The sequence below is a fragment of the Nocardia yamanashiensis genome (genome assembly GCF_021183565.1).
GTDB lineage: Bacteria > Actinomycetota > Actinomycetes > Mycobacteriales > Mycobacteriaceae > Nocardia > Nocardia yamanashiensis.
In genome coordinates this window covers 3,063,064-3,088,279 of the sequence record NZ_CP089226.1, presented here as the reverse complement: position 1 = coordinate 3,088,279, position 25,216 = coordinate 3,063,064, and the positions used below count along the sequence as shown (strand labels likewise).

The following is a 25,216-nucleotide window of genomic DNA, read 5'->3' as shown; positions in this document are numbered from 1 at the left end:
TCATCCGGGTAGACGAACTCTGGGTCGACCGACCCCCGATACCGACTACACAGGAGGAATCGATATGAGCGCGACCGACAAGGCGAACAACAAGGCCGAGGAACTGGCCGGCAAGGCCAAGGAGAAGTTCGGTCAGGCGACCGGCGACGAGGACCGCGAGGCCGAGGGCAAAGCCGACCAGATCAAGTCGAACCTGAAGGACGCCGGAGAAAAGGTCAAAGACGCTTTCCGGAACTGAGGCCGTGCGCCGGGCCGAGGCGGTCGTCCCGCTCCGACAGGGGATGACCGCCGGGTCCCGGGCCCGGCACATCGCGGCGGCGCACCACCACCAGGCCGGCGAAGGTGACATAGAGGTCGCGGCGGGCGCGGATATCGGCCGGGAGGGTCTTGCCGATGCCGAGGGCGTCGCGGAATGCCGGGGGTCGGCCGTCGCTGCCGCGGATCTGGGTCAGGCCGCAGAGTGATTGGCCGAGGGTGGCGCCGGTCCAGGCCGGGAGCGCCACCAGTTGGAGTGGGGCGAGAGTCCAGAAGCAGACGGTCATCGCCAGTTCGGGACTGGTGTGCGTGAGCAGGGCGGCTACCGCGCCGAGGGCGGGGGAGACGATCACGATCAGCAGGATGTCGATGACGGTGGACGTGGCCTTGCGGAGATCGCGCGGGGAGGGATACCGCGGATCGCCCTCGGCGCCATGGTATTCCGGCGGCTCCGGTCGCGGCGCTACGGCGGGATGCGAGGCACCGGCGGCGCGGAACGCCATGAGATCTCGACGGCGCACCACGACGAGATGTGGTGCGAGCGTGTGAATGCCGCGGAAGCGGACGCCCCGCTGCCGCAGCACGGCGCGAGCGATATCGCGAATGTTCGGGCGGGAACCGTCGGCGCAGCGGATGAGCGTGAGCCCGCAGGCCAGTTGGCCGAGACTGGCTCCGATAAGGCTGGGCAGCAGGAAGTACTGGGCGAACGCCAGTAGCAGCAGGAGAAGGTATCCGCCCAGCACCGGCGCGCCGTGGTTGAGACCGGGCGTGAACATCAGACACCACATGACAGCGACGTCGATGGCGAAAATCAGCACGATATCCGCGATAGTCGCCACCACGCTGCGTAACCGGCGCGGTGAGGGAAACCGTGGATCCCCCTCTGCGCCAAGATAATCCGAACCAACCCGCACAGCATCGCGACGTGTGCCCCCACCGAAAATCACGGCGCAAGCATGACATATTCCGATGCTCGTGAATAGCGAACCGCCACCGAGGCGTTCTGGCTCGGCGGCGGTGCGGATTCGGCGCGGTGGATCAGGCGGCGCGCCATCGATGCCGGCCTGCGGGGTCGGCGGGTGGTTGCCAGATCGGCAGTTCTTCGGTGACCGGCTCGACCGCGGTGTGCAGGCGGGCGCAGAACGCGTCCAGACTGCCGTAGCGGGCCAGGATTTCTTCGGCGAGCGCCTTCGCTGGGGAGTGGACGAACATCAGTGCCTCCTAACACCCCCGGGGAGGTGAAGACCGGATCCCCTGGGGCCACATGACCATTCGCTCCGCATTCTGCACGAGTGTCAGCGATCGTGTGGCAATTCTGTGGAAAACACGTGACGTGGCGTGCCAGGAACTCACCTATTGTGCCAAAACTGTGGCTTGACACCTGAATCTGTCCCGCCCGCGACTAGATTCGGTGGTGGACGAAGGATGTGAGCAAACCGGAAGCCCCGCAACCGCTACCGAACCGCATCCGACGTCTCCGGCCGCCCCGCCCTTGGCGGCCGCTGCGGGCCCGCTCCCCAACCCCTGAGCGGGCATCGCGAAAACGGTTGCACGGCTGGCGAGATCCCGCAGACGGTCGTCTCGCCAGTCTCCACCGGCACACTCCGGCGCGGATCAGGCGAAGCCGGCGTGCATTTCCCAGACCAGCAGTTCGCTCGGTTCGAGCGCGGTGACGGTGTGTCCGCCCGTCGCGGTCAGGCGAACCGCGTCGCCCTGCTCCAAGCGTCCGGCGGATTCGAGGTCGACGGCGCCCCGAGCGACGAACAGATGGCCGTACGGTGCGTCCGGGATCCGCACCGCCGCGCCGGTGCGCAAACGGGCGACGTGCAGCGCGGCATAGCGATTGTTCAGAGTGATGGCCGTTTCGTCGCGATGGCGGCGCATACCGGAGGCGACCGCGACCAGGGCGTCGTCGGTGAGCGCGTCGGCGACGTCCATCTCCTGGTAGGAGGGTGCGAGGCCGGTTTCATCGGACGGGATCCACATCTGGACGACATGCAGGGCGGGCTTCTCGTTCCAGGCGGCCCCGTTGCGTTCCGAGTGCAGGATGCCGGTGCCGGCGCTCATGCGCTGTGCCAGGCCGGGGTGGACGATTCCGGAGTGACCGGCCGAATCCTGGTGCACCACACTGCCTTCCAGCACCCAGGTGACGATCTCGGTGTCCTGATGCTGGTGGGTGTCGAAGCCGGCGCCGGGGTCGACGAAGTCTTCGTTGTGGACCATGAGGATGCCGTGGGCGCTGGCGGCGAGGTCGAAATTGCCGGTGGCGTTGAAGGACTGTTTGGACCAGAGCCATTCGTTGCGCCAGTGGACGCGATCCGCGGCACGGATCACCTGCAGCTGGTCGGCGGGTGCGGTCATCGAGTCATCTCCTCATGGGCGGTCATACCCGGAATCGCCGAAACGTTGCCGGTTATTCCTCAGGACCCGATCGTCAGCAGCAGCGCCGCCGCGACCAGCATCACGGCCGCCGAACCGGCATGTACGCCATAGGCGGCCGACTTGGGTCCTTTGCTGCGGAGCACGATCGCGGCGTCGCCGAGGGGAATGAGGGCGAGCGCGAGCAGGAGCCCGCCGAGCAGTGTGGTGGCGCCGGCGGCGAGCGGGACGAGGATGCCGACCGCGCAGGCCATATCGCGGACGCCTTTGACGCGCAGCCAGGCGCGGAACGCGGGGTCCTGGATGGGGGAGCCGGGGATGCCGAAGCCCGCCGCGCCCTGCGGCGCCCAGAAGAAGCTGCTGCCCATGACGAAGACCGCGAGGGCGATGAGCGCGGCGAGGGCATAGCCGATGATCGATTGCATGATGGATTCCTTTGCTGGACAGGTGTTTCCGGTCAGGCGGCGCGCACCCGGCGGATACGGCGGGAGTAGCGGGGGCGGCCGAACAGGTGCCAGACGGCGCGGACCGGTGCGGGGAGAGCGCCTAGGAGCCGGGCGCGTTCGCCGCCGTCGGCGTCCTCCAGGACGAGCCCGAGCAGCGTGAGCAGGGTCAGCTTGGGGGTACTGGCCACCATGTGCTCGCCCAGGGCGGCCCATTCCCGCTCGCTGATGTACTCGGCCGCCAGGGGAAGCAGCGCCGTCTCCTCGTCGTCGAGGTGCTCGAGCAGGACCGCCCGGTGATCGACGAGCAGCCCCACCAGGTTGTCGCGTTCGTCGCCGCCGGCCGTGGCCTCCCAGGCCGGGACCGCGCCGTCCAGCCTGTTCAGGTTGGCTTCGACGCGCTCGTGCTGGGCCTGCATGCGCAGGATGACGTCCGTGCCCGGATCGACCCGGGAAAGCAGTGGCGGCCACAGCAATTCGTCCTCGCCCTCGTGATGGTTCCGCAGCCCGAGCCGGTAATCCCGGTAATGGCCGGCGAGAATCGCGGCGCGCGCGGTGTCGCCCGGGGTGACCGCCGCGACGAGTTCGATCAGCAGCCGGGACTCGCGGCGGAAGGCGCGGTGGACGATCTTCATATCCTGGGTATCGACGCTCATTGTTGGTGTCCTTCAGGTCGTTTCGATGCCCTCGAGCCTGCGGTCCGGGATTTGGAAGCGACTGGGAACCGGCTTGGAGCCCTCGAACCCGGGACTCGCGTACGATGTGACGCGTCATGGTTTTTGTGCGTGTGCTGGGTTCGTTCGCGGCCGAGGTCGACAGCGAATCCCTGCCGCTCGGCGGGCCCCGGCAGCGCGGCGTATTGGCCCTGCTGGTGGCCGCGCGCGGGCAGGTGGTTCCGGTCGACCGGATGATCGAGGACCTGTGGCGCGGCGAACCGCCGTCGCGGGCCCTGGCGTCATTGCAGGCGTATGTGTCCAACTTGCGCCGCCTGCTCGAACCCGGCCGCCCGCCCCGGGCTCCGGCTCGTGTGCTGGTGAGCGCCGCGCCCGGCTACGCGTTGCGGTTGCCGCGAGAAGCGGTGGACGCCTGGCGTTTCGAGGAACTGCTCGACGAGGCGCGCACGCTCGCCGACCCACGCGCGGCGCATGCCCGGCTGAGCGAGGCGCTGGCACTGTGGCGCGGGCCCGCGTTCGCGGAGGTCGCCGACGAGCCGTGGGTCGCCGCCGAGACCGCGCGACTCGACGAATTGCGCCTGGTCGCACGCGAACTGCACATCGCGGCCGGACTGCGGCTCGGCGACCCGGCGGCGGTGGTGCCCGATACCGAGACCTTCACTCGCGATCATCCCCTGCGTGAAGAAGGCTGGCGCCTGCATGCGCTCGCGCTGTGGAGCAGCGGCCGCCAAGCCGACTCCCTCGCCGCGCTCCGCCGCGCCCGCGCCACCCTCGCCGACGAACTGGGCCTGGACCCGGGCCCGGACCTGGTGGCTCTGGAGGAGGCGATCCTCACCCAGCGCACGGATATCCTGCGCGCGGCCGTGCCCGCGCCCGCAACCGACACCCCCCGCTTCGTGGCGACCCCGCCGCCGCCCATCGAAAACCTTTGCACCGTACCGTTCGTGGGCCGCGAGAACGAGCTGGCCGCCCTGCTCGCGACCGCGCGGGAAACCGCGCACGCGAACGTGCGCGTCGCGCTCGTCACCGGCGAGGCCGGGCTCGGCAAATCGAAATTGCTCGAGCGCCTCGGCCTGCAACTCGAACGCGACGGGTGGCTGGTCGCCGCCGGCCGCTGCCCCGACGTGGACAGCGCCCCGCCCGCCTGGGCCTGGGTCGAAGTACTGCGGAACCTCACCGCGAGTGTGCCGCCCGGCGATTTCGCCGACGGCCTGGCGCCCCTGCTGTCGGACTCGGCGACCGCGAACGGCGACGCGGCGGCCGGCCGTTTCCGGCTGCGGCAAGCCGTGTGGGCCTGGCTGTCCGCGATCGCGGCCGACCGTCCGGTCGCGGTGCTGCTGGACGACCTGCACCGGGCCGACGCCGCCACGCTGGAACTGCTGGCCGGCGTCGACACCCGGGACCCGATCCTGATCGTCGCCGCCTACCGCGCGGACGAAAGCGAGCGCCTGGCAACGACACTCGCGTCCCTCGCCCGCATCGCGCCGCTACGGCTGGACCTGCCCGGACTCGATCGCGACGCCATCGCGGAGCTGGTCCGCTCCGAATGCGAGGCCGACGACGCGACGGTGGCCGGCATCGCCGAACGGACCGGCGGCAATCCGTTCTATGTGCGCGAGACCGCCCGGCTGCTACACGGCGAGGGCGCGCTGATCGCGCTGTCCGAAGTGCCCGAGGGCGTCCGGGATGTATTGCGGCGCAGGTTCGCCCGGCTGCCCGAGAGCGGGGTGTCGGTGCTGCGGCTGGCGGCCGTCGCGGGCCGGGAAAGCTCGGTCGATGTGCTCGTGCGGGCCGCCGACACCGACGAGGACGGCGTACTGGACGCGCTGGACGCGGGTGTCATCGCCGGATTGCTGGAGGAGCCCGGGCCGGGGCGGGTCCGATTCGTGCACGCGCTGGTCCGCGACACGCTCATGACCGGTGTGAGCCGGATGCGGATCACCAGGATGCACGCCCGGATCGCCGCCGCGCTGGAGGGCTCCGGGGATATCGCGGCGCTGGCCCACCACTATGCGCGCGCGGGATCGCCACTGGCCGTGGGATATTGCGCGCGGGCCGCCGAACTGGCCGAGGCGCGCTACGCCCACGATGTGGCGGCCGCGCTGCTCGGCGACGCCGTCGCCAACTCCAGCGATCCGGACGAGCGGGTGAGCCTGCTCGGCCGGCTGCTGCGCGCCCAGGTCAGAGCCGGGGCGTTCGCCGCGGCCAGACGCACCCGCGAACAGGCCGTGGAATACGCCGAGTCGATCGGGCGCACGGATCTGATGATCGCCGCGTTCGCCGCCTGGACCGAACCCACGCCCTGGCAGGCCCGCGCGTACGGCACGGTCGACCGGCCCATCGTCGACCGGCTCCGAAGTCTGCTCGGGCGAGCCGATCTCGCTGCCGATACGCGCTGCCATCTGCTCATCGCCTACGCCCACGAACTGGTGGGCGAGCACGATCCGACGGTGATGGCGGCGGCGCGGGAAGCCCTGGATCTTGCCGCGTCGCCATGGCTGCGGGCCGCGGCGCTGCTGGTCCTGGCGCGCGAGTCCGGGCAGGCGGAGTACTCGCGTGAACTGGTGCGGATCGGCGTCGAGCACGACCTGCCCGTCTACCGCGTGACCGGGTTGCTCGAACAGGCCGCGCACGCGGCGGCCGCCAACGATCCGGCGACCATGCGCCGCGTCACCGAGGAGGCGCACGAACTCGCCCGCGCCTACCGGATGCCCGAAGCGCTCGGCGCCACCGAGATCTCGCTGGCCACACTGCAACTCATCGCGGGCCGGTTCGCCGAGGCCGAGCGCCGGTACGCCGATGCCACCGAGCGCATGGAACGCGCCGGATCGGTGCACGCCGCGGGCTTCCTGCGGCTCGCGCTGGCGGCGATCTGGATCAATGACGGCACGCTGGGGGAGCACCTGGACGAGGTGCGGGCACTGCACGCGGCACTCGGCCCGATGGCCGAGGATCTGCTCACCCTCGCCCTGCATGCGGCGGGCCGCGGCGCGGAGGCGGACCGGAGCGGTACCGCGCCGGCTCCCATCCGTCGCGACTTCTTCTTCACCTTCCTGACCACCCTGCGTGCGCTGGCGGCGCTCGCCTCGAACGACCGCGGCGCCGCCGAGCAGTGCTATTCGGAGCTGCTTCCGCACCGGGACGGTCCACCGGCGGGTGCGGAGAGCGTGTCGCTGGCCCTGCGCCCGGTCGCCCACACGCTCGGTGAACTCGCGCTCTTCCTGGGCCGCACCGACGCGGCCGCCGGGCATTTCGCCCGGGCCGCCGCCATCGCCGGGATATGGAACGCACCGGCCTGGTCCACCGACGCCCGAGCCCGTGCCGCCGCTGCTCCAAGTTCGCTCCAAGTTCCTTCCAAAGCCTGAGGCGCAGTGTTCAACCCATCGGAAACGAACTGATGGAGGCATGAAACATGAACAACCCCAGCACTTTCCGGGCCGCGGTCGTCCGGAACGCGAGCGGACCCGATTCCATCGAGATCATCGAGGTGCCGGTGGTCGAGCCCGGACCCGGTCAGGTCCGGGTCGCGGTCGCGGCCGCACCGGTCAACCCCACCGACCTCGGCGTCGCGAGCGGCTTCTTCCACCAGATGGGCATGATCAACCAGCCCTCCCACACCGGGCTGGGCTGGGATTTCGCCGGCACCGTCGCCGCCACCGGGCCGGGCGTGGACTTGGCCATCGGAACCCGGGTCGCCGGTGTCGTCCTCGGTTTCGATCGCGACTTCGGCACCTATGCGGAACAACTCGTGGTGCCCGCCGCCGAACTGGCCGTGGTGCCCGATGAACTCGGCTTCGCCGCGGCATCGACGGTGCCGCTCAGCGGATTGAGTGCCGCGCAGATCCTCGACCTGCTCGGCGACGCGCCCGCCGAGGGCAATCGATTGCTGGTGACGGGCGCGGCCGGCGCGATCGGCGCGAACGTGATCGCGCTCGCCCCCGGCCGCGGCTGGCAGGTGACCGGACTGGCCCGCGCCGAGGACGAACAGTTCGTCCGCTCGCTCGGCGCCGACTTCCGCACCGTGGCCGAACCGGGCTGGGATGCGGTCGTGGACACCACTTCTCAGCAGACGTGGAGCCTGTCGCCGGTCCGTGACGGCGGCTCCTTCGTCGGCGTCCGGCCGAACCTGACGCCCGAGCCCGAGCGCGGCATCACCGTGAACATCCTGATGGTCCAGTCCGACGGTCCGCGCCTGGGACAGCTGCTGGCCCAGGCCGCAGCCGGACGGCTGCCCACCCGCGTGCACGCGGTGCTGCCGCTGAGCGAGGCCGCCGATGCGCACCGGGCCATGGCCAAGGGCGGGACGCGCGGCCGCTACGTGCTCGAACCCTGATCACCCGGGACGCGTTCGTGCAGGGTCAGCAGGATGTGGTCGAAGTTGGCCACGATCTCCGGCGGCGGCGGGGGCACCATCGGTAGCTCGGCGACGAGTTGTTCGGCCAGGGCACGGAGTTTGACGTTGGTTTCCTGCGAACGCCACCGCAGCACCCGGAAGGCTTGCTCGTCGTTGATGCGGTACATGCGCATCAGCACGCCTTTGGCCTGTTCGATCACCGCGCGCGCTTCGATCATGCCGGGCAGCAGTTCGTTGAGCGTGTCCTGTTCGGCGGCAGCGAGGGTGGCGGAGAGGTCGATATAGAACCCCGAGGTGCCGACCGTGCGGCCGTCGTCGTCGACGATGGCGTCGGCGACCACCATCACCTGATGCTCGCCGCCGGTGACATCGATGAACCGGTGCCGGCTCGAGAACGGCTGCCCGTGCTCGACCGAGCGGGCGATCGCCTCGGCGACCTGCTCACGATCGTCCGGATGTTTGTGCGCGAGCAGCAGTTCGGTGGTCGGTTCGATCTCGCCGGGGGCGTAACCGTGCATGCGGTACACCTCCGGCGACCACTCCCAGCGGCGGGTGGCGAACCAGAACCGGAAGCTACCCGTCCGCGGCGCCGGTTCGTTGTTCGCCGCCGCGGACGGGAATTCCTGTGGTGTGTCAGCCGGTGCGCCCATCCGCCGATTATCGCCGCGCACCGGCGGCGATCGACGCACTTCCACGCCGGACCGACCGACAAGTTGTGCCGGGACCTGGACAACCCATGCCGTACCCGCGCAGCCGCTGGACGCGCCCCGGACCGGCCCGGCAAACTCCCGATACCGGCATACCCGCAGATGCCGGTATCGGCCCGGCCACCACGCGGTGCGCTCCGGGGCACGCCGGCGGGAGTTCCTGCACCCCCACGATCGCCCGACCCGAGCCACACCCTCCGGTCGCGATCGGCACGACCCGCCGGCGTCGCACCCGCCCCGCGTTCTCCTGCCGCGAGCCGACCGCGGCCCGGACGCATCCCGCGCGTCCGGGCCGCCCTGGCGTGCGAGGGGTTACGCGCAGCGCAGGCCGAGAGCCCTTCGGCAAGCCTGGCTCACTGCGGTTCTCGGCGTGCGCGGCGCCGGCGTTGCAGGCCGGGATGGATTCCGGCGGGAAGGTCGGCGTGCGCGGCGATGCGGTGCAGGAGCGGGATGAGCGCCGAACGCTCGGACTCGTCGAGCGGCCTGAGGATCTCCGATTCCAGTGCGTCGGCCTCGGATTGGATCGTCGCGAGCGCCGCACGCGCGTGATCGGTGAGGTGGACCGCGTGCGCGCGCCGGTCGACGGGATGCGGGCGCCGAGTCACCAGTGCGCGCTGCTCGAGCTCGTCGACCAGGCCGACCATCGCGTTGCGGTGGACTCGCAGCAGATCCGCGAGCTCCTGCTGACTGCGGCCGTCGGTGTCGGCCAGGTGGCTCAGGACCGCGAAATGCGACGGCTCCAAATCCAGCCGCGCCAGCCGCTCTGTGAAGCGGTATGCCACGTGATGGCCCAACTGCGACAACAGGAATACCCCACGTGAGTTCAGCGGACGGTTCACCATGACCCCACTTTAGCAATCGAAGAATACTGTCACATAAAGTGATTGACACAGAACAATACTGTCACTTAACGTGACAATATGACAGCTTCCAGCAACCCGGTCGTCCCCGACTCCGACGCTCCGGTCACGGTGATCAACACGATGTCGGTACCCGCCGCGCAACGCGACGCGTTCCTGCGGCGCTGGCGCGACAGCGCCGAATACATGGCGGCCGCACCCGGATTTCGCCGCACCCGGATGTTCCAGGCGGCCGGGCAATCGGCCGAGGCGGTTTTCGTCAACGTCGGGGACTGGGACAGCGGCGCCGCCCTGGGCGCCGCCCTCGGCACTCCGGAATGGCGGGAGCTGGCCGGGCGAATGCAGGAGGAACTCGACCTCACCGCGCGACCGATGATCTTCCATCCCACCTTGGAATTGGGACCCGGCGACACGCTGTCGCAGTGAATACCGATCGCTGACAACAAGATTCACTGCCCGGCCGGCTCGCGTCAGAGCGCGGCCGGCCGGGCAGCACCCCGCGGCAGGGCCGGATGCCTTGCCGGACCACAGTTCACCGTCCGACCCTCACGAGAGATCGATCATGTCGCACCGCAAGCTCAACACGGTCCTGGCCGCCGCCACCGTCCTGTTCACCTTCTACCTCGCGGCGTCCTTCATCCTGGCCCCCGCGTCAGCCGCTCCGGGCTTCGGCCTGCCGGCCTGGCCGGCCGGCGACGGCGGCGGCTTCCTCGTCGTGAAGGGCTGCCGGGAACTCGCGATGGGCCTGGGCTCGGGCATTCTGCTGGTGACGGGTCAGCGCCGCGCCCTGGGCTGGGTTCTGCTGATGACGGCCGTCGCCCCGCTCGGCGACATGATCAACGTCCTGGCTCACCACGGCTCCGCGGCTATCGCGTTCGGCGTGCACGGCCTGACCTCCGCGCTGATCGCGGTCACGGGTCTGCTCATTCTCCGCGAGACCGGCAGTTCGGCGTCCGCGGCGACGGCGCCCGCCGCGCAACTCGCCTGATATCTACACGTCCGCAATATATTTCAGAACGAGGACTCGATGAAACAGCTCTACTGGGCCGCTGTCGGCTACACCGCACTGGGCCTGCCTTCGGGCCTGCTCTACCGCGAGCTCACCAAGGCGCACCAGTTCACCGGTAAGACCGAACTCGCCGTGGTCCACACTCACCTGCTGGCGTTGGGGACACTGTTCTTCCTGATCGTCCTGACGCTCGAACATCAACTCGCGCTGTCGAACACCCGCGCCTACCGCTGGTTCTTTTCCGTCTACAACATCGGCGTGCTCTGGGTCGTCGCCTGCATGACCGTCATCGGCGCCCGGACCGTCCTGGGATACGGCGAGTACAAGCTGCTCTCGCACCTGGCCGGGGGCGGTCACATTCTGCTGACCATCGGTTTCGTGCTGTTCTTCGTCACCGTGCACCAGGCCATCGCCGCTCGCGCGGGCGATCGCCGCTAGGTCCGGCCGGTGCTTGCCGAATCATTGCCGCCGGTCCGATGTCACTGATGGCTGGGGGCGAACCCGGATGGGGCGTCATCCTCACGATCGAGCCCGGTTCGCGGATTTCGGGGACGTCCTGGATGCCCCGGGATGAACGGTCGGAATACGGTCGGCTGCACCGGAGAACGACAGGCGGAGGAGTATTCCCATGGGACGGCGGCAGGCCCGCGGAGCCGTACTGGTCGCCGTCACAGCGCTGCTCGCGGGGGTGACCATCACCTCGACCCCGGCTCTCGCCGACCCACCGGTCGGACTCGAACGGTTCTACAGTCAGCGGCTGGACTGGAAGGATTGCGGCGCAACAGATCTCGCCGAGTGTGCCGATGTCACGGTGCCGCTCGACTACGGCGATCCCGATGGTCGCACCATCACGGTAGCGATCTCGCGAGTGCCCGCCACCTCGCCGGAGCGGCGGCGGGGCGTGCTGCTGACGAATCCCGGTGGGCCCGGCGAACCCGGACTCGAGTTTCCCCTGGCGCTGCGTGGCGCCATGACCGCACCGGTGCGTGCCGGTTACGACCTGATCGGCATGGATCCACGCGGCGTCGGCCGATCCTCGGGAATCGACTGCGGATGGCCCGTGGGGTTCGGCGTGGAGGCGGCCGGTGCCGACGTGTCCAGCTACGCGAGATCTGTTGCGCGGCAGGCCGAACTCGCCGCCCGCTGCTGGACGCGGCACCGAGATCTGCTGCCGCATATCTCGACCCGGAATACCGCACGCGATATGGATATCGTGCGCGCGGCGCTGGGCGAGCCCGACATCAGCTATCTCGGCCTGTCCTACGGCACCTATCTCGGCGCGGTATACGCCCAACTCTTCCCCGGCCACATCGACCGGATGGTCCTCGACAGCGCGCTCGACCCCCGGGCATACGGCGCGATCGCGCTGCAAGCCGACCGCGGCGAACCGAATGAGGCGGCGTTCGACCGCTGGGCCGACTGGGCCGCCGCCCACGACGCCGAATACGGACTCGGGACCACCGGCGAGGCGGTTCGAGCTCTCGTCGAGGGGCTGCTCCACCGCGCCGCGCGGACACCGATTCCCTTCGGCCCGTTCCTGATCGACGACCACACCCTGCCCGTCGTACTGTTCATGGCCCTCGGCGACTATCGCCGCTATCCGGACCTCGCCACGCAGGTCCGTCAACTCGTCGACGGCGCGAACGGGGCATCGGTGGAACCGGACCCGCGGGTGAGACAGCAACTGGCACTCATCCTCACCGCTCAGCCGCACGACCTCTCCGCTCTGACGGCCATCACCTGCGGCGACGCTCCGGCTCCGCGCGATCCGGCCGAATACTGGCGCGGCATCGAGCAAAGCCGGGCTGCCCAACCGATATTCGGGCCGTTGTTCGGCAATATCAATCCCTGTGCCTTCTGGCCTTCCCCCCTCGAGCCCGCCACCGCGGTGGCCAATGCGGTGCCCGCGTTGATCATCCAGGCCGACGGCGATACGCGCACGACCTATGCCGGCGCCGTGGGCATGCACCAGGCGCTCACCGCATCCCGGCTACTCACCCTCCGCGGCACGGTCGTACACGGACTGTTCGGCAACATCGCAAACCGGTGCATCGACACCTGGGTCAACGCCTACCTCGCCGACGGAACCCTGCCACCCGCCGAAAGCACCTGCGATCCGGACTGACCGTGCTCTGACCTTGACGTTCGGCGGGTTCAAGGCGTATCAAGCTGGGTACTGCTACCGATGTAATCGGTAAGGCGGACGCCGCGGAGAGAGGTGGTCCAGGTGTCGATGCCACCTTCATTGCCGTCGCGCCTGTGGCAGGTGCGGCCTTGGAATACCAATCCGCTGATGCGATTGTCGGATCGGCTCGAGATTCTGGTTCGGGCGTTCGCCGTGCTCGTGGTGGTTGCCGCGGTGCCGATGGCGGGGGCGATCGGGACGGTGAGTTATACGGGGGCCGCGGATCGGATCGCGGCGGAGGACGCGGGGAAGACCTGGGTGGCGGCGACGCTGACCGCAGATGCGCAGCGGCTGCACGAATCGGATCGGTACGGGGCGCATCAAGAGCGCTATACCGCTGCGGTGCAATGGGATTCGGCGGGTAAGAGCGGGTCGGGCACCGTCGACGTACCGGGGCCGCAGGCGGTGGGGAGCACGGTGTCGCTGTGGATCGGACGGGACGGGAAGCCCGCCGCCGCACCGTCGCGGCCCGGGTCGGCGGCGGCCGAGGGAGTCGGGACGGGACTGGCCATACTTGTCGAGAGCTGGTGTGCCGCAGCGGCTTCGGTGTGGCTGACCGCTACGGTGCTCGATGCGCGGCGCAATGCGCGGTGGGAGCGGGAATGGAAGTTGCTCAACCGGCCGATCGGCAAGGACACGCTGTAGCGGCGGTCAGTACTCGTCGTGGACGAGATTGCGGGGCGGTTTGCCGGCCAGATAATCCTCGATGCCTTCGACGGCGATGGCCCAGCCGCGTTGCATACTGCCGCGACTGCTACCGCCCACATGGGGCGTCAGCAGCAGTCCAGGAGCATCCCAGAGCGGATGCCCGGCGGGGAGCGGTTCGGGGTCGGTGACGTCGAGAACGGCGCGCAGGCGCCGGTTTCGCAGTTCCGCCAGCAGATCATCGGTGCGGACCACGGGCCCGCGCGCGGCATTGACCAGGATCGCGCCATCGGCCATCCGGGACAGGAACTCGGCGTCCACCATGCCGATCGTCTTGGAAGTCACCGGCACCATGAGCACCACGGCATCGAAATCCGGTAGCAATCGCGGTAATTCGTCCACCCCGTGCACGCCCGCGCGAGCACGGCTGCCGACCAGGGTCACCGTGGTGTCGAACGGGGCGAGCATGCGGCGCAGTTCATCGGCCAGATTGCCCGCCCCCACGATCAGAATCCGCTTGCCGTGCAAGGTATCCGTCTGATGCTGGGTCCAGCGGTGCTCGCGCTGCGCGTCCGCGAAGCCGGGGAATTCCCGGTACATCGACAGCAGTCCGGTGATCGCCCATTCGGCCGTGCTGGCCCCGTGCGCCCCGCGCGCGATCGCCAGCTGCACCCCTGCGGGCAGCTTGCCCACCCATGCCTCGGCGCCGGCGGTCAGCAGCTGTACCAGGCGCAGTTTCGGCAGCTCCCAGGTCATGCGGACAGCTTCGGGGCCGACGAGGAAACCGGGTACGAGTACCTCGGCCTCGTCGGCCCCTGCGGGCAGCGGGTCTCCCAGTTTGAAACGCACCGCTCGCGCGCCTTCGAGGCGCTCGACCGCCGCGTAACCGTGGTCGTCCGGAACCAGCACCGTCACCGTCATGGCTTCGACGCTAGCGGATGGGCTCCGCGGCGGTCGTGCGCGTCATGCCGCCGGGGGCGCTAGTAATACCAGCGCCGGCCGCCGACCGGACGGCCTACCTGCCCGAGCAGCATGAGGATCAGACCGACCACCAGTGCGATGATGCCGAGGGTGGTCAGCAGCGGGATGCCGAGCAGCCACCCGGCGACTATCAGGATCAGACCAAGAATGATCATTTCGAATTCCTTGCGTGTGGAGCTGTTCGGCTACTTGGCGACGGTTTCGGCCTTGGGTGCCGACCCGCCCGGTCGATGCATGAATCTGTTGAACGACCAGGTCGGTTTCTGGGCCGGCGCAGCGGGTTTCGGCGCTTGCTTCCCCGCGGCCGGCGGATCGGGGAGCGGTTTGGCGAGTTCCTTACGCGCCGCGGCCATCTCCTTCTTGGATTGCCGCAGTTCGCGCCGGGCCGCGACGCCGCGCCGGGACGAGGTCCAGGTGCCGGCGAGCAGCATGATGAGCCCGCAGGTCCCCACCGCGCCGACCAGGATCCCGTAGGCGAACAACAGTCCCGCCGAACCGGAATAGGTGTGGTCGAAGACCGTGAACCCATTGGTGAGCGTATGGCTGTCACCGGCATTGGCCTGAATGCCGGCCACCCCCACGGCTACGGCGCCGATGAGGGCGATGAGCCCGATGATGATGAACATATCGAGGCGATTCCCGCTGCTCGTGACGTCAAACCCCGGGACGGCGCGTCGGGTTTGGGCTCGCCGCTTCCGGTCTATGGCGGAAAGGTATCGGCATCTCTAGACGAGGAGGCACCCGTCATGGGCACCTACACCTACGAACTCCCGAACTACGCGAGCGAGGCCGACCTGGCCGAGCGGGCGCTGTACGGGATGGACTCGGTGACCAATGTCAACCGCGACAACGCTTCCGAGACCATCACGGTCAATTCCTCGCTGACCTACGGCGAGGTCCTGGACGCGATTCGACAGCAGGGTATTTCGGCCAAGTAGACGCGATAGCCGCCGGGCGGCGTGGCGCGAACGGATTAATGGCTACCAGCTGGCAAACTCTCGGGCATGTCCCTATTGCCCGGATGTCGGCGGGGGAAGTAGCTCACCGTGGCAGCGTCGCGCCGCCCGGTGCCCGCGCCCATGCTGGCCGTCGGCGGTGCGCCGCCGGGCGGACCGGAGTGGGCGGTGGAGATGAAATGGGACGGGGTGCGGGTGATCGCGGCGTGCGAGGACGGGGAGTGCTCGCTCTACAGCCGCAACGCCAATGACGTCAGCGCCAACTATCCCGAGCTAGTCGCCGGCCTGAAAGCCTTGGCGGGCAAGGAAACCCTGATACTGGATGGCGAGATCGTCGCGCAGGATCCGGATGGCGCGCCGTCCTTCGGGCGGTTGCAGCGGCGGATGCACGTGGCGCGGCCGGGCGAGCAGTTGATCGCCGAGGTGCCGGTGCGGATGTTCGCCTTCGACGTGCTCGCGATCGGGACGCGGGAGCTGGCGGGCGAACCGTATGCCGAGCGCCGTGCGGCACTGGCCGAACTGCCCTTCCAAACCCCGCTGTCCGCCCCGCCGCACTGGGTCGGAGTGGACGCCGGAGAGTTGCTGAAAGTGGCGGGGGAGCATCGTCTGGAAGGGATCGTCTCCAAGCGATTGGATTCGGTGTACCTGCCCGGCCGCCGCTCGGGCTGGTGGGTGAAAACCCCGCTGCGCCATCGCACCGAAGTGGTGGTGGCGGGCTGGACCCCGGGCGCGGGCGGCTTCGCCACCACCTTCGGCTCGCTGGTCCTCGGCGCCCACGACGCGAGCGGCCGGTTCGTCTTCATCGGTTTGGCGGGCACCGGTTTCACCCACGCCGCCCGGCGCGTGATCCGCGCCGCCCTCGACGAGATCGCCATCCCCGCCTGCCCTTTCGCGCAGCCCCCGCCCGAAGCGCGGGCGGGCGGCTGGCACTGGGTGGAGCCCATCCTGGTCGGCGATGTCGAGTACCGCGAATACTCCGGCGCCCGGCTGCGCATGCCGAGCTGGAAGGGCCTGCGCACCGACAAGACCCCCGACCAGGTGAAAGAACCCGACTAGCAGGCGAACTCGGCCGCACGGAAAGGACGCGCTCATGCCCGACCGGGTACTCGTCACCGGCGCCACCGGGTTCGTCGGCGGCTGGTGCGTGGCTCAGCTGCTGGCCCGCGGTTACCAGGTCCGCGCCGTGGTCCGCGACCCGGCGAAGGCGGACCGGGTGCGCGCCGCCGTCCAGCCCATCGCCGGAGATACCGACCGCCTCGAATTCGCCCGTGCCGACCTGCTTTCCGACGACGGCTGGGATCCGGCCATGGCCGGCGTCGACCTGGTGGTGCATGTCGCGGCGCAGATGAGTCTGGCCGACGACCAGGACCCGCGACGCCTGCTCGAGGTCGCCCGCGACGGCTCCGGCCGGGTGCTGTCCGCCGCGACCCGCGCCGGCGTCCGCCGCGTGGTGATGACCTCCGCCGCCAATGCCGCCAGCCATTCCTCCTACACCGTCGAGGACGTCAGCGACGAGACCCTGTGGACCGATCCGGACGATCCGGACCTGATTCCGTACCGCCGCGCCAAAACCCTCGCCGAACGAGCCGCCTGGCGATTCGCCGAAACCACCCCCGGCGCACCGGAACTCACCACCGTGCTGCCCGGCGCGGTCTTCGGCCCGGTGCTCTCCGGCGACGCCGTCGGCTCGGTTTCGATCATCGCCCGCATGCTCGACGGCACCATGCCCTGGGTGCCGCGCATCGGCCTGGAGGTCGTGGACGTCCGCGACCTGGCCGACCTGCACATTCGCGCCCTGGAATCCCCGGCGGCGGCCGGGGAGCGCTTCCTGGGCACCGGCGAATTCCTCTGGATGCGCGATATCGCCCAGACCCTGCGCGCCGAACTCGGCCCGGCCGCCGACCGCGTCTCCACCCGCCCCGCCCCGGACTTCCTGATCCGCCTCGCCGCCCGCCGCATTCCCGCCCTGCGCGAACTGGCCCCGGCGCTGGGCCGGAAGAACCGGCACAGCACCGCCAAAGCCCACGAACTACTGGACTGGCAGGCGCGCCCCGCCCGCCGCACGATCACCGACTGCGGCCGCAGTCTGCTCGAACACGGACTCGTCTGAATCGGCGCGGATCTCGACGGGATAGCGGTAGGCGTAGTCCTCGCGATCGAAGCGGACCGCCTTGCGATAGGTCTTCAGCAGCGACCAGGGGCGGATGTAAGGCGACTTGCCCTGCGAATTGACGAAATAGCTGTTCGAGCCCTCGCAGCGGGTTTCCAGGTAGTACGCCAGGTTCCGGCCGCTGCGCAGCATCTCGCGGTGGAATCGTTCCTGAGCTTGCGGGCGGACCTCCACCACGGTCGCCCCGCGGCGGCGGGTCTCGTCGATGACGGCGGCGATGTGCCGCATGGCGTTCTCGACGAAATAGTGGAAGGCCGTGCCCGTCCAGGAGTACGGCCCGATCATGATGAACCGATTCGGGATTCCGGCGACCGAAGTGCTGTAGTATGCCTCGAGCTCCTCGGTGTTGTAGAACACCCCGAGATCGAAACCGTTGCGGCCCAGCACCGTTCCGGGCTTGTAGCTCTCCGGATCGGAGAACACCTCGTAGCCGGTGGCCAGCACCAGCGCGTCGATCTCGCGGTGCACGCCGTCGGCGTCGCGGATACCGCCCGGGGTGATCTCGGCGATGCCGGTGGTGATCAGCTCCACGTTCTCGCGATTCAGCATGGGCAGATAGCCGCCGCCCGCGCCGCCGCGCAGGCAGACGATGCCGAACCCGGGCCGCAACCGCCGCCGGGTCTCCTTGTCCTTCACCTTGATCCGCAACCAGCCCGCATAGGCGCGCCCGCCCACGGCATCGACCGCCCGCGCCCCGACCTTCCACAGCGGGGCGGGCGTGTAGATCGCGACCCGCAGTGCCGAATCGACGACGACCTGCGCGATCCCGTTCGCCGCGGCCGACCCGCCGGGCAGCGCCAGCAGCCGTTGCATCCACGGTCGCAGCACGAAATCGGGTTTCGGCAGATACACCTGCGGCGTGCGCTGATACACGTCGAGCCGCGCCGCCCGCTCGGCCAGTTTCGGCGCGATCTGCATGGTGCTGGCCCCGACCCCGATGACGGCGACCCGCTTGCCGGTGAAGTCGTAGTCGTGATTCCAGTCCGCCGGATACATCGACACCCCGGCGTAGCTCGCCAGCCCCGGAATGTCCGGCGCGGTCTTGGGATTGATGTACGCGCCGATCGCGCTGATCACGAACCGCGCGGTAATCACCTCGCCGGAATCGACCTGCAATCGCCAGAGCTGCCGGTCGTCGTCCCATTCCTCGCGAACGATGCCGGTGTGGAACCGCATTCGGCGCGGCAGATCGTGGTCGGCGGCCACCTGTTCGAGGTATTCCAGGATCTGATCGCGTTTGGCGAAGAGCCGGTCCCAGTCCGGTTTGCGGGCGAACGAGAACTGGTAGGTGGTGCTGGGGATATCGCAGCCCGCGTCCGGATAGTGATGGCTGTACCAGGTGCCGCCGAGCCCGCCGACGCGATCGACGATGAGGAAGTCCTCGATGCCGATCTCGCGCAGCTTCACCCCGGCGCAGATGCCGCCGATGCCCGCGCCGATCACGACGACCTCGTGGTCCGGTCCGCCCGCCGCGCCCGCGGTCCCGCGGCTCATCGGGCGCCGTCCCGGACCGCCGCATTCCGCCGCGCCGGTTCCGCGGTCACGGTCGCGAGCGGAGCCGGCGCGGTCGTGCGCGCGATCTGGTTCACCCGCCGCGTCAGCAGCGGCCCCATACCCCCGACCCGATACGCCAGCTTCCACGCGGGCGGGAACCACGTCGAGAACCGCAGCGGCAGTCGCGGAGTCACGGCCACCGTCCACACCAGCTTGCTGCGATCCGGCCCGAGATCGGAGAACTTCATGTCCTCCGCGTACTGCCGCACCGCGAGATACTGCACCAGCGTCCCGCTCACCACGCCGAAGGTGATGCGCCGGCCGGGCTCGTACCGCCAGAACCGTTCGCGCTCCACCCACAGGAACCGCAGCGGGTCGAACACCGAACCCATCTCGCGGATTACACCGACGCCGCGCGCGGGGGAGGGATAGCGCACGCCGAGCAGCGGGAACGGCAACCACGTCCAGGCATGATCGTCGTCCAGCGCGGTCCACACCGCGTCCCGGGGCGCGTCGAAGGCGCGTTCGATGGTGAAAACCAGTGCGGCGGTGTCGAATACCGTGTCGTCGACCGGCTGAACGGCGTCGTGCTGGGTGTGCAGGAACGATGTGATGCTCATGATGACCGCCTCGTGGTGGTGGATCGATGATGATGGCGCCGGATGAAGGAACCGATTTCGCGGATCGCCGCGCGGGCGTCGGGCAGCAGGTCCGCGCCGGCCTGGAAGACGTGGATCGCGTTGTCCCACACCTGCAAGGTGTGCGGCACGCCCGCCTCGGCGCAGCGCGCCGCCAGGCTCTCCGAATCGGGAAGCAGCACTTCGGTATTGCTGACCTGAATGAGAACCGGCGGCATACCGGTGAAGTCGTGGTTGACCGGCGACCAGGCGGGGTCGAGGACGCCGTCGCGGGCGAAACCGAGCCGGGCGGGCAGCTCCAGCGCGCGAGCCGGGAGCATCGCATCGCGGGGCTGGTTGGGGTGATCGCGCCGGACCGCGGGATCGAAATCGGCGAACGGCGCGATCGCGGCAATGGCGCCCGGCACCGGAATCCCTTGCGCGCGTGCGGCCAGCGCCGCCGCGAAGGCCAGCCCGCCGCCGGCCGAATCCCCGGCGAACACCACCCGCCCGGGCGCGAATCCGCGCTCCAGGAGATACCGGTAGGCGGTGACCGCATCGGCGACGGTATCGGTGAGGTGCCCGGCGGGCAGCTGGCGATAGTCCACATTGAGCAGCGCGACACCCGCCGCCCGACCGATCCGCGCGGCCAGCCGTCGATGGCTGTTCAGCCCGCCGGCCAGGAACGCCCCGCCGTGGAAGTACAGGATCGCCCCGTTTCCGGTGTCGTCGGGCCCGGGATCGTCCCGGTGCCAGAGCCATTCGGCGCGAAAGCCGTCGAAACGCACGGCTTCGCGCCGGGTGCCGCGCGCGGGCAGCAGCGGAAACGCCAGCCGGTCGGCCTGATTGGCGATCCGGAAAGCCGGAGCGCCGCGCCACGGACCGTGCCCGGCCACCACGGTCAGCCCCTCGAGCGCCGGCCGGACGGTCACCCGCAACAGGGCGTGCGCCAGCCGCAGCCGGATGCTCGCGCGCCCGCGCAATTCGACGTGCACTTTGCCCGGTGCGGCGGTCCGCACCGGCGCTTCAGCGTGGATGGTCATCCCGGGCTCACTTCCCGGTGGAGTGGGAAGGGTGCGGCGGGAACGGTGACTGGACCATGGAACGACTCCCTTGTCGGTCGATGCCGAACGCGCCGAATACCGGTATGACCGGCCATCAATTAGGTGACGCGTATGTCATAAAATAAGGTGTCTGGGACAGAAGCGCAAGGGTGGGCCCGGGCTCGCCCGCGCGTCCGGACCGGCGGCGCGGCCCGCCTACGATGTGCTGGATGACCGAAGCAGCCAAGCGTGCCCGCGGACCCGGGCGGCCGCGCGACGAACAGCGCACCGAGCGACGCCGGCGCGAACTCATCGCGGCGGCCTACCGGGTGTTCACCACCAAGGGCTATGCCGCCGCCTCGGCCGCCGATATCGCCGCCGAGGTGGGCGTCGGCTACGGCACCTTCTACCGCTACTTCGACAGCAAGCGCGCCATTCTCGACGAGGTGGTCGACTACGGGCTGGACCGGCTGCTCGGTGAGATCGCCGGGGACGTCTTCGAACCCGTGCTGCTCGAGCAGCGCGAGCTGAGCGCCGCGCAACTGGTCGCCACCTGGGTCACCGCGGTCGAGCGCATGTGCCATATCGCGGAATCGGATCCGGCGCTCATGCATTCGCTGCTGTTCGAGCTGCCCGGCATCGACGAGGAGCTCAATGCCCGGATCATCGGGCTGGGCGGGGTTTTCGCGGCCACGGTGGGCCGCTTCCTGGCCCGCGCGGCCGACGCCGGGGTGCTGCGCGCGGATGTGGACACCACCGAACTGGCCTGGATGCTGCTCGCGCTCACCATCCCGCCGGTGATGCGAACCCTGCAGGGCGAGGACGCGATTCGGCGGCGCGGCTACACCGAGACGGTGCTCGCGGTGCTCGGGCCGGGCATGTGGCAGCCGGGATCGGATCCGGAATAGCTGACGTCGGTGTCTGCTAATCTCGGGGCGATCGTCGCGGGAGAGGTCGCCGGATGGCCGAGCAGATACCCACCTCGCGGGTGCGCCGCGGGGCGAAGCTGGGCAAACTCGTTGCCCAGCAGGCGGTTCGCGGGGCGGGGGTGACGCTGTCCGGGCTGCGCGACACCGACGAGGAACATCTCGCGCGCACCGAACGCGCGCTCGCCGACGCCGCCGAGGACATCGTGAGCGTGCTGGGCAGCATGAAGGGCCTGGCCATGAAGGCCGGGCAGCTGCTGTCCATGTTCGATCCGCTCACCGTGGCCGGCGGCGACTCGCTGCCGCCGCCGCAGCGGGATCGCTTCCAGCGCAAGCTCGCCGAACTCTACGACCAGGCGCCGCGGGTGTCCTTCGCCGGGATGCGCGCGGTCGTCGAACGCGATCACGGGCAGCCGCTGGCGGCGGTGTTCGCCGAATTCGACGCCGAGCCGATCGGCGCGGCCTCCATCGGCCAGGTCTACCGGGCGCGGCTGCACGACGGGCGGGCGGTGGCGGTCAAGGTGCAGTACCCGGGCATCGACGTGGCCATCCGGGCCGACCTCAAGAACCTGTCGCTGCTCATGCGGATGGCCCGCACCATCGCCCCGGCCGTCGCCGATCACGCCATGTTCCGGGAACTCACCACGCATTTCGCGGACGAGGCCGACTATCGCGCCGAGGCCGAGCATCACCGGATCGTCGCCGACATCTATCGCGGCCACCCGTTCATCCGCATCCCCGAAGTGGTGAGCGAATGGTGCACCGCGCGGGTGCTGGTCACCGAGCTGATCGAGGGCCGGCGCTTCGAGGAGATCACCGAACTGCCCGCGGCCGAACGCAATCGGGCAGGGGAGATCCTGTTGCGCTTCTACGTCGGCTCGATACTGCGGGAGCGCCGCTTCACCGGCGACCCGCACCCGGGCAATATCCTGCTCACGCCCGGCGGGCAGGTGGCGTTCCTGGACTTCGGCCTGTTCAAGCACATGGCCGCGGCCGCGGTCGACTTCGAATCCGGCTGCGCCCGCGCCGCCGCCGAGTACCGCGGCGCGGACCTGCGCGCCCTGCTGGTCGATTACGGTGTGCTGGAACCGGATTCGCCCGCATCCGCCGACGCCTGCCTGCGCCTGTTCCACGAGGTGTCGGGCTGGCTGCTCACCGATGCCGACATCCGCATCGCCGAGGACGCCGCCGCCAACGCGCTGCTCGCCTTCGTGGATCCGCGCCGCGGCTACTTCGACAGCCTGCGCCAGGAATACGCCCCGGCCGAACACGCCTTCGCCCGCCGCGTCGAATACGGCACGCTGGCGTTGCTCGGAAAGCTGCGCGCCACCGGGAACTGGCATCGCATTGCCCGCGAATGGCTCTACGGCGATGCGCCGCGTACCGAACTCGGGCGGCTGGAACACGATTGGCTGGCCAAGCCAACCACGGGTTGCGGCAACACAATTGGCTAATTCGGACGGTTTCGACCACAATCGGAGGAATGGGTGGCGATGGGGCTCGAAAGCTGCGCGCGCTCTCGGCTGCCGATTCGCTACGCCGGCTCGCGAGTGCGAACTACGGACGAATTGTGTACGCGCGGCGCGGAACTCCGATAATCCGGCCGGTCAACCACATTGTGGAGGAAGACGCGGTGGTGGTGCGGGCGCATCTGGGCGCAGGCATATTGCGAGGCGACGGGCAGGTGGTGGCTTATGAGGTCGATTCATTCGACGAGAAGACCCGGCGCGGGTGGAGCGTGATCGTCACCGGGGTGGCGCGCGTGGTGGACGATCCGGACCAGGTGCGGCGGTACGAGTCGCTGCTGGATCCGTGGATCAAACTCCCGACCGACCATGTCATCCGGATCGAGACCGAAGTGGTGACCGGGCTGGAACTGGTCGACGACTGGAGCTGAACCGGCGGTGGTGCGCGGCTGACACCCGCCGGGGGCTGACTGTGACGCCCGATACCTTCCGGTAGCGTGACACGCCTTGGGCCGAGCTCGGCAATCCGCCGGCAAGCTCGGCGCGGCCCCGGTATCCGGCCCACGACGGCCCGGACGCTGTGCGGCCGTACGCACGCGAGAGGGAACAGCATGACAGCCTTTGACAGGCAGCAAACGGCACCGGACCTAGGTCCGGCGACGCCCGAGGACGAGGGGTACTCCCGGGGTCTGTCGCCGCGCACCATTCAGATGATCGCCATCGGCGGGGCCATCGGCACCGGCCTGTTCTACGGGGCGGGCGGGGCCATCGAGCAGGCCGGCCCCGCACTCATCCTGGCCTATCTGGCCGCCGGCCTGGCCATCTTCGTCATCATGCGGGCACTCGGTGAGCTGCTCACCTACCGGCCCGTCACCGGCAGCTTCGCCGAATACGCGAACGAATTCCTGGGCCGCTTCGCGGGCTTCGCCACCGGCTGGACCTATTGGGCGGTGTGGGTGAGCACCTGCATGGCCGAGATCACCGTGGCCGGCAAATACGTGCAGTACTGGTTCGACATTCCGCAGTGGGTGACCGCGCTGGTGGTGCTGGGCATCATGTTCATCGCCAACCTGGTGTCGGTGAAGCTGTTCGGCGAGGGCGAATTCTGGTTCTCCGCCATCAAGGTGACCGCCATTGTCGCCATGATCCTGATCGGAATCGGCGTGCTGCTCTTCCATTTCGGGCACGCGGCCAATCCGACCGTCACCAACCTGTGGGCCGACGGCGGCGTGTTCCCCAATGGATTCGGGCAGGCGCTGCTGGCCTTGCAAATCGTGGTATTCGCCTATGTGGGCGTCGAATTGGTGGGCGTCACGGCCGGAGAGGCGCGCGATCCGAAGCAGACGCTGCGCAAGGCGATCAATACGCTGCCTTTCCGCATCGGCCTGTTCTACATCGGCGCGCTGATCGTCATCATGTCGGTGTCGAGCTGGCGCAATTTCCATGCCGGGCGCAGCCCGTTCGTGGAGGTGTTCGAGCAGATCGGCATTCCGGGCGCGGCCGGCATCATCAATTTCGTGCTGCTCACCGCGGCGCTGTCGTCCTGCAACTCCGGCATCTACTCCACCGGCCGCATGCTGCGCAGCCTCGCCCAGCGCGAGGAGGCCCCGGCCGGGCTGGCGACCATGAGCAAGCGGTCGGTGCCCGCCACCGGCATCGCGGTGTCGGCGGCGGTCATGGTGATCGGCGTGGGCGTCAACTACTTCTCGCCCGAGAAGGCGTTCGGCTATGTCACCTCGGTGTCCACCATGGGCATCATCTTCGTGTGGGGCATGATCCTGGTCTGCCACCTCATGTACCGGGCCCGTGTGGCCAAGGGCCTGCTGCCCGCCAGCGATTACCGCCTGCCCGGCGCGCCGTTCACCACCGCGCTGGCGCTGGCGTTCCTGGCGCTGGTCGTGGTGCTGCTGTTCTTCAACGAGTCCGGTCGCACCGCCATCGTGGTCGGCGTGGTGTGGGCGGTGCTGGTGTGCATCGGCTACCCGCTGCTCTCGCGTAAGCACGCGAAGGCGTAACCGCCTGCCGCCCAGCGCGATTCGCGCGAAAGAGTAC

28 protein-coding genes are annotated in these 25,216 nt (G+C 69.3%); 15 read left to right on the top strand and 13 right to left on the bottom strand.

Annotated features, from left to right (window positions below; translation table 11 throughout):
- The first annotated feature begins 64 nt into the window (after positions 1-64).
- Positions 65-238 (top strand): CsbD family protein, encoded by a 174-nt coding sequence (locus LTV02_RS14990; protein WP_067709983.1) that lies wholly within the window; start codon positions 65-67, stop codon positions 236-238.
- Here the strand turns inward: LTV02_RS14990 and LTV02_RS14985 are convergent.
- The 5 genes from LTV02_RS14985 to LTV02_RS14965 form a co-directional block, all read right to left on the bottom strand.
- Positions 216-1,097 carry an RDD family protein gene (locus tag LTV02_RS14985; RefSeq protein ID WP_233040568.1) on the bottom strand — a complete coding sequence of 294 codons (882 nt, stop codon included), beginning with the start codon at positions 1,095-1,097 and terminating at the stop codon, positions 216-218. The genes LTV02_RS14990 and LTV02_RS14985 overlap by 23 nt on opposite strands.
- A 196-nt stretch (positions 1,098-1,293) precedes the next feature.
- Positions 1,294-1,467: a hypothetical protein gene (locus LTV02_RS14980; RefSeq protein ID WP_233040567.1), complete on the bottom strand. Its 174-nt coding sequence runs from the start codon at positions 1,465-1,467 to the stop codon at positions 1,294-1,296.
- A gap of 402 nt (positions 1,468-1,869) precedes the next feature.
- On the bottom strand, positions 1,870-2,616 hold the full coding sequence (locus LTV02_RS14975; RefSeq protein WP_233040566.1) for a pirin family protein: 747 nt from the start codon (positions 2,614-2,616) through the stop codon (positions 1,870-1,872).
- Between the two features lie 59 nt (positions 2,617-2,675).
- Positions 2,676-3,059, bottom strand: a complete 384-nt coding sequence (locus tag LTV02_RS14970) for a DUF4267 domain-containing protein (protein WP_233040565.1) — start codon at positions 3,057-3,059, stop codon at positions 2,676-2,678.
- Between the two features lie 32 nt (positions 3,060-3,091).
- On the bottom strand, positions 3,092-3,733 hold the full coding sequence (locus tag LTV02_RS14965; protein WP_233040564.1) for a hemerythrin domain-containing protein: 642 nt from the start codon (positions 3,731-3,733) through the stop codon (positions 3,092-3,094).
- A 116-nt stretch (positions 3,734-3,849) separates the two neighbouring features.
- Between LTV02_RS14965 and LTV02_RS14960 the strand changes: the two genes are divergently transcribed.
- Both LTV02_RS14960 and LTV02_RS14955 read left to right on the top strand, forming a co-directional pair.
- Entirely contained in the window at positions 3,850-7,116 is a 3,267-nt protein-coding gene (locus LTV02_RS14960) for an AfsR/SARP family transcriptional regulator (protein WP_233040563.1), read from the top strand.
- 47 nt (positions 7,117-7,163) lie between these two features.
- Positions 7,164-8,084 (top strand): NADP-dependent oxidoreductase, encoded by a 921-nt coding sequence (locus tag LTV02_RS14955; protein ID WP_233040562.1) that lies wholly within the window; start codon positions 7,164-7,166, stop codon positions 8,082-8,084.
- Here LTV02_RS14955 and LTV02_RS14950 read toward each other — a convergent pair.
- Both LTV02_RS14950 and LTV02_RS14945 read right to left on the bottom strand, forming a co-directional pair.
- Positions 8,066-8,755: a PAS and ANTAR domain-containing protein gene (locus tag LTV02_RS14950; RefSeq protein ID WP_233040561.1), complete on the bottom strand. Its 690-nt coding sequence runs from the start codon at positions 8,753-8,755 to the stop codon at positions 8,066-8,068. The genes LTV02_RS14955 and LTV02_RS14950 overlap by 19 nt on opposite strands.
- Before the next feature lie 410 nt (positions 8,756-9,165).
- Positions 9,166-9,654 carry a MarR family winged helix-turn-helix transcriptional regulator gene (locus LTV02_RS14945; protein ID WP_233040560.1) on the bottom strand — a complete coding sequence of 163 codons (489 nt, stop codon included), beginning with the start codon at positions 9,652-9,654 and terminating at the stop codon, positions 9,166-9,168.
- Positions 9,655-9,732: 78 nt separating this feature from the next.
- Here LTV02_RS14945 and LTV02_RS14940 point away from each other — a divergent pair, with 78 nt between their 5' ends.
- From LTV02_RS14940 to LTV02_RS14920, 5 genes are all read left to right on the top strand, one after another.
- Positions 9,733-10,098, top strand: a complete 366-nt coding sequence (locus LTV02_RS14940; protein ID WP_233040559.1) for an antibiotic biosynthesis monooxygenase family protein — start codon at positions 9,733-9,735, stop codon at positions 10,096-10,098.
- Positions 10,099-10,234: 136 nt separating this feature from the next.
- Complete coding sequence (locus LTV02_RS14935) at positions 10,235-10,660, top strand: DUF4267 domain-containing protein (protein ID WP_233040558.1); 426 nt, start codon at positions 10,235-10,237, stop codon at positions 10,658-10,660.
- Between the two features lie 39 nt (positions 10,661-10,699).
- Positions 10,700-11,119: a DUF2871 domain-containing protein gene (locus tag LTV02_RS14930; RefSeq protein ID WP_233040557.1), complete on the top strand. Its 420-nt coding sequence runs from the start codon at positions 10,700-10,702 to the stop codon at positions 11,117-11,119.
- Between the two features lie 190 nt (positions 11,120-11,309).
- Complete coding sequence (locus tag LTV02_RS14925) at positions 11,310-12,806, top strand: alpha/beta fold hydrolase (protein ID WP_233040556.1); 1,497 nt, start codon at positions 11,310-11,312, stop codon at positions 12,804-12,806.
- 108 nt (positions 12,807-12,914) lie between these two features.
- On the top strand, positions 12,915-13,511 hold the full coding sequence (locus LTV02_RS14920) for an Rv1733c family protein (protein WP_456299827.1): 597 nt from the start codon (positions 12,915-12,917) through the stop codon (positions 13,509-13,511).
- A 6-nt stretch (positions 13,512-13,517) separates the two neighbouring features.
- Here LTV02_RS14920 and LTV02_RS14915 read toward each other — a convergent pair whose 3' ends face one another.
- The 3 genes from LTV02_RS14915 to LTV02_RS14905 are packed head-to-tail and all read right to left on the bottom strand — an operon-like array spanning position 13,518 to position 15,118.
- Positions 13,518-14,432 carry a 2-hydroxyacid dehydrogenase gene (locus LTV02_RS14915; protein WP_233040554.1) on the bottom strand — a complete coding sequence of 305 codons (915 nt, stop codon included), beginning with the start codon at positions 14,430-14,432 and terminating at the stop codon, positions 13,518-13,520.
- A gap of 59 nt (positions 14,433-14,491) precedes the next feature.
- The gene (locus LTV02_RS14910; protein WP_169815316.1) at positions 14,492-14,647 is read right to left on the bottom strand and encodes a DUF6131 family protein; all 156 of its coding nucleotides are present in this window, start codon (positions 14,645-14,647) and stop codon (positions 14,492-14,494) included.
- A gap of 30 nt (positions 14,648-14,677) precedes the next feature.
- Complete coding sequence (locus LTV02_RS14905) at positions 14,678-15,118, bottom strand: LapA family protein (RefSeq protein ID WP_233040553.1); 441 nt, start codon at positions 15,116-15,118, stop codon at positions 14,678-14,680.
- Positions 15,119-15,238: 120 nt separating this feature from the next.
- Between LTV02_RS14905 and LTV02_RS14900 the strand changes: the two genes are divergently transcribed.
- The 3 genes from LTV02_RS14900 to LTV02_RS14890 all read left to right on the top strand — a co-directional run bounded on the left by LTV02_RS14900 (position 15,239) and on the right by LTV02_RS14890 (position 17,558).
- A complete protein-coding gene (locus tag LTV02_RS14900) occupies positions 15,239-15,430 on the top strand; it encodes a hypothetical protein (protein ID WP_067709954.1) in 192 nt (63 codons plus the stop codon).
- A 108-nt stretch (positions 15,431-15,538) separates the two neighbouring features.
- Positions 15,539-16,504 (top strand): non-homologous end-joining DNA ligase, encoded by a 966-nt coding sequence (gene ligD, locus LTV02_RS14895; protein WP_233040552.1) that lies wholly within the window; start codon positions 15,539-15,541, stop codon positions 16,502-16,504.
- 34 nt (positions 16,505-16,538) lie between these two features.
- Positions 16,539-17,558 (top strand): NAD-dependent epimerase/dehydratase family protein, encoded by a 1,020-nt coding sequence (locus LTV02_RS14890; RefSeq protein WP_233040551.1) that lies wholly within the window; start codon positions 16,539-16,541, stop codon positions 17,556-17,558.
- Here LTV02_RS14890 and LTV02_RS14885 read toward each other — a convergent pair.
- The 3 genes from LTV02_RS14885 to LTV02_RS14875 are packed head-to-tail and all read right to left on the bottom strand — an operon-like array spanning position 17,478 to position 20,772.
- On the bottom strand, positions 17,478-19,112 hold the full coding sequence (locus LTV02_RS14885; protein ID WP_233040550.1) for a flavin-containing monooxygenase: 1,635 nt from the start codon (positions 19,110-19,112) through the stop codon (positions 17,478-17,480). The genes LTV02_RS14890 and LTV02_RS14885 overlap by 81 nt on opposite strands.
- A complete protein-coding gene (locus LTV02_RS14880) occupies positions 19,109-19,732 on the bottom strand; it encodes an SRPBCC family protein (protein WP_233040549.1) in 624 nt (207 codons plus the stop codon). Before LTV02_RS14880 ends, LTV02_RS14885 begins: the two co-directional genes overlap by 4 nt.
- Positions 19,729-20,772 carry an alpha/beta hydrolase gene (locus tag LTV02_RS14875; protein WP_233040548.1) on the bottom strand — a complete coding sequence of 348 codons (1,044 nt, stop codon included), beginning with the start codon at positions 20,770-20,772 and terminating at the stop codon, positions 19,729-19,731. Before LTV02_RS14875 ends, LTV02_RS14880 begins: the two co-directional genes overlap by 4 nt.
- A 230-nt stretch (positions 20,773-21,002) precedes the next feature.
- On the opposite strand from LTV02_RS14875, the gene LTV02_RS14870 reads away from it, so the two are divergent.
- The 4 genes from LTV02_RS14870 (at position 21,003) to LTV02_RS14855 (ending at position 25,179) form a co-directional block, all read left to right on the top strand.
- Positions 21,003-21,680 (top strand): TetR/AcrR family transcriptional regulator, encoded by a 678-nt coding sequence (locus LTV02_RS14870; protein ID WP_233040547.1) that lies wholly within the window; start codon positions 21,003-21,005, stop codon positions 21,678-21,680.
- Positions 21,681-21,733: 53 nt separating this feature from the next.
- A complete protein-coding gene (locus LTV02_RS14865; protein ID WP_233040546.1) occupies positions 21,734-23,152 on the top strand; it encodes an ABC1 kinase family protein in 1,419 nt (472 codons plus the stop codon).
- A gap of 29 nt (positions 23,153-23,181) precedes the next feature.
- Positions 23,182-23,595, top strand: coding sequence for a pyridoxamine 5'-phosphate oxidase family protein (locus tag LTV02_RS14860; RefSeq protein WP_067709939.1), 414 nt, complete (start codon positions 23,182-23,184; stop codon positions 23,593-23,595).
- A 180-nt stretch (positions 23,596-23,775) separates the two neighbouring features.
- The gene (locus LTV02_RS14855) at positions 23,776-25,179 is read left to right on the top strand and encodes an amino acid permease (RefSeq protein WP_233040545.1); all 1,404 of its coding nucleotides are present in this window, start codon (positions 23,776-23,778) and stop codon (positions 25,177-25,179) included.
- Positions 25,180-25,216: the final 37 nt, after the last annotated feature.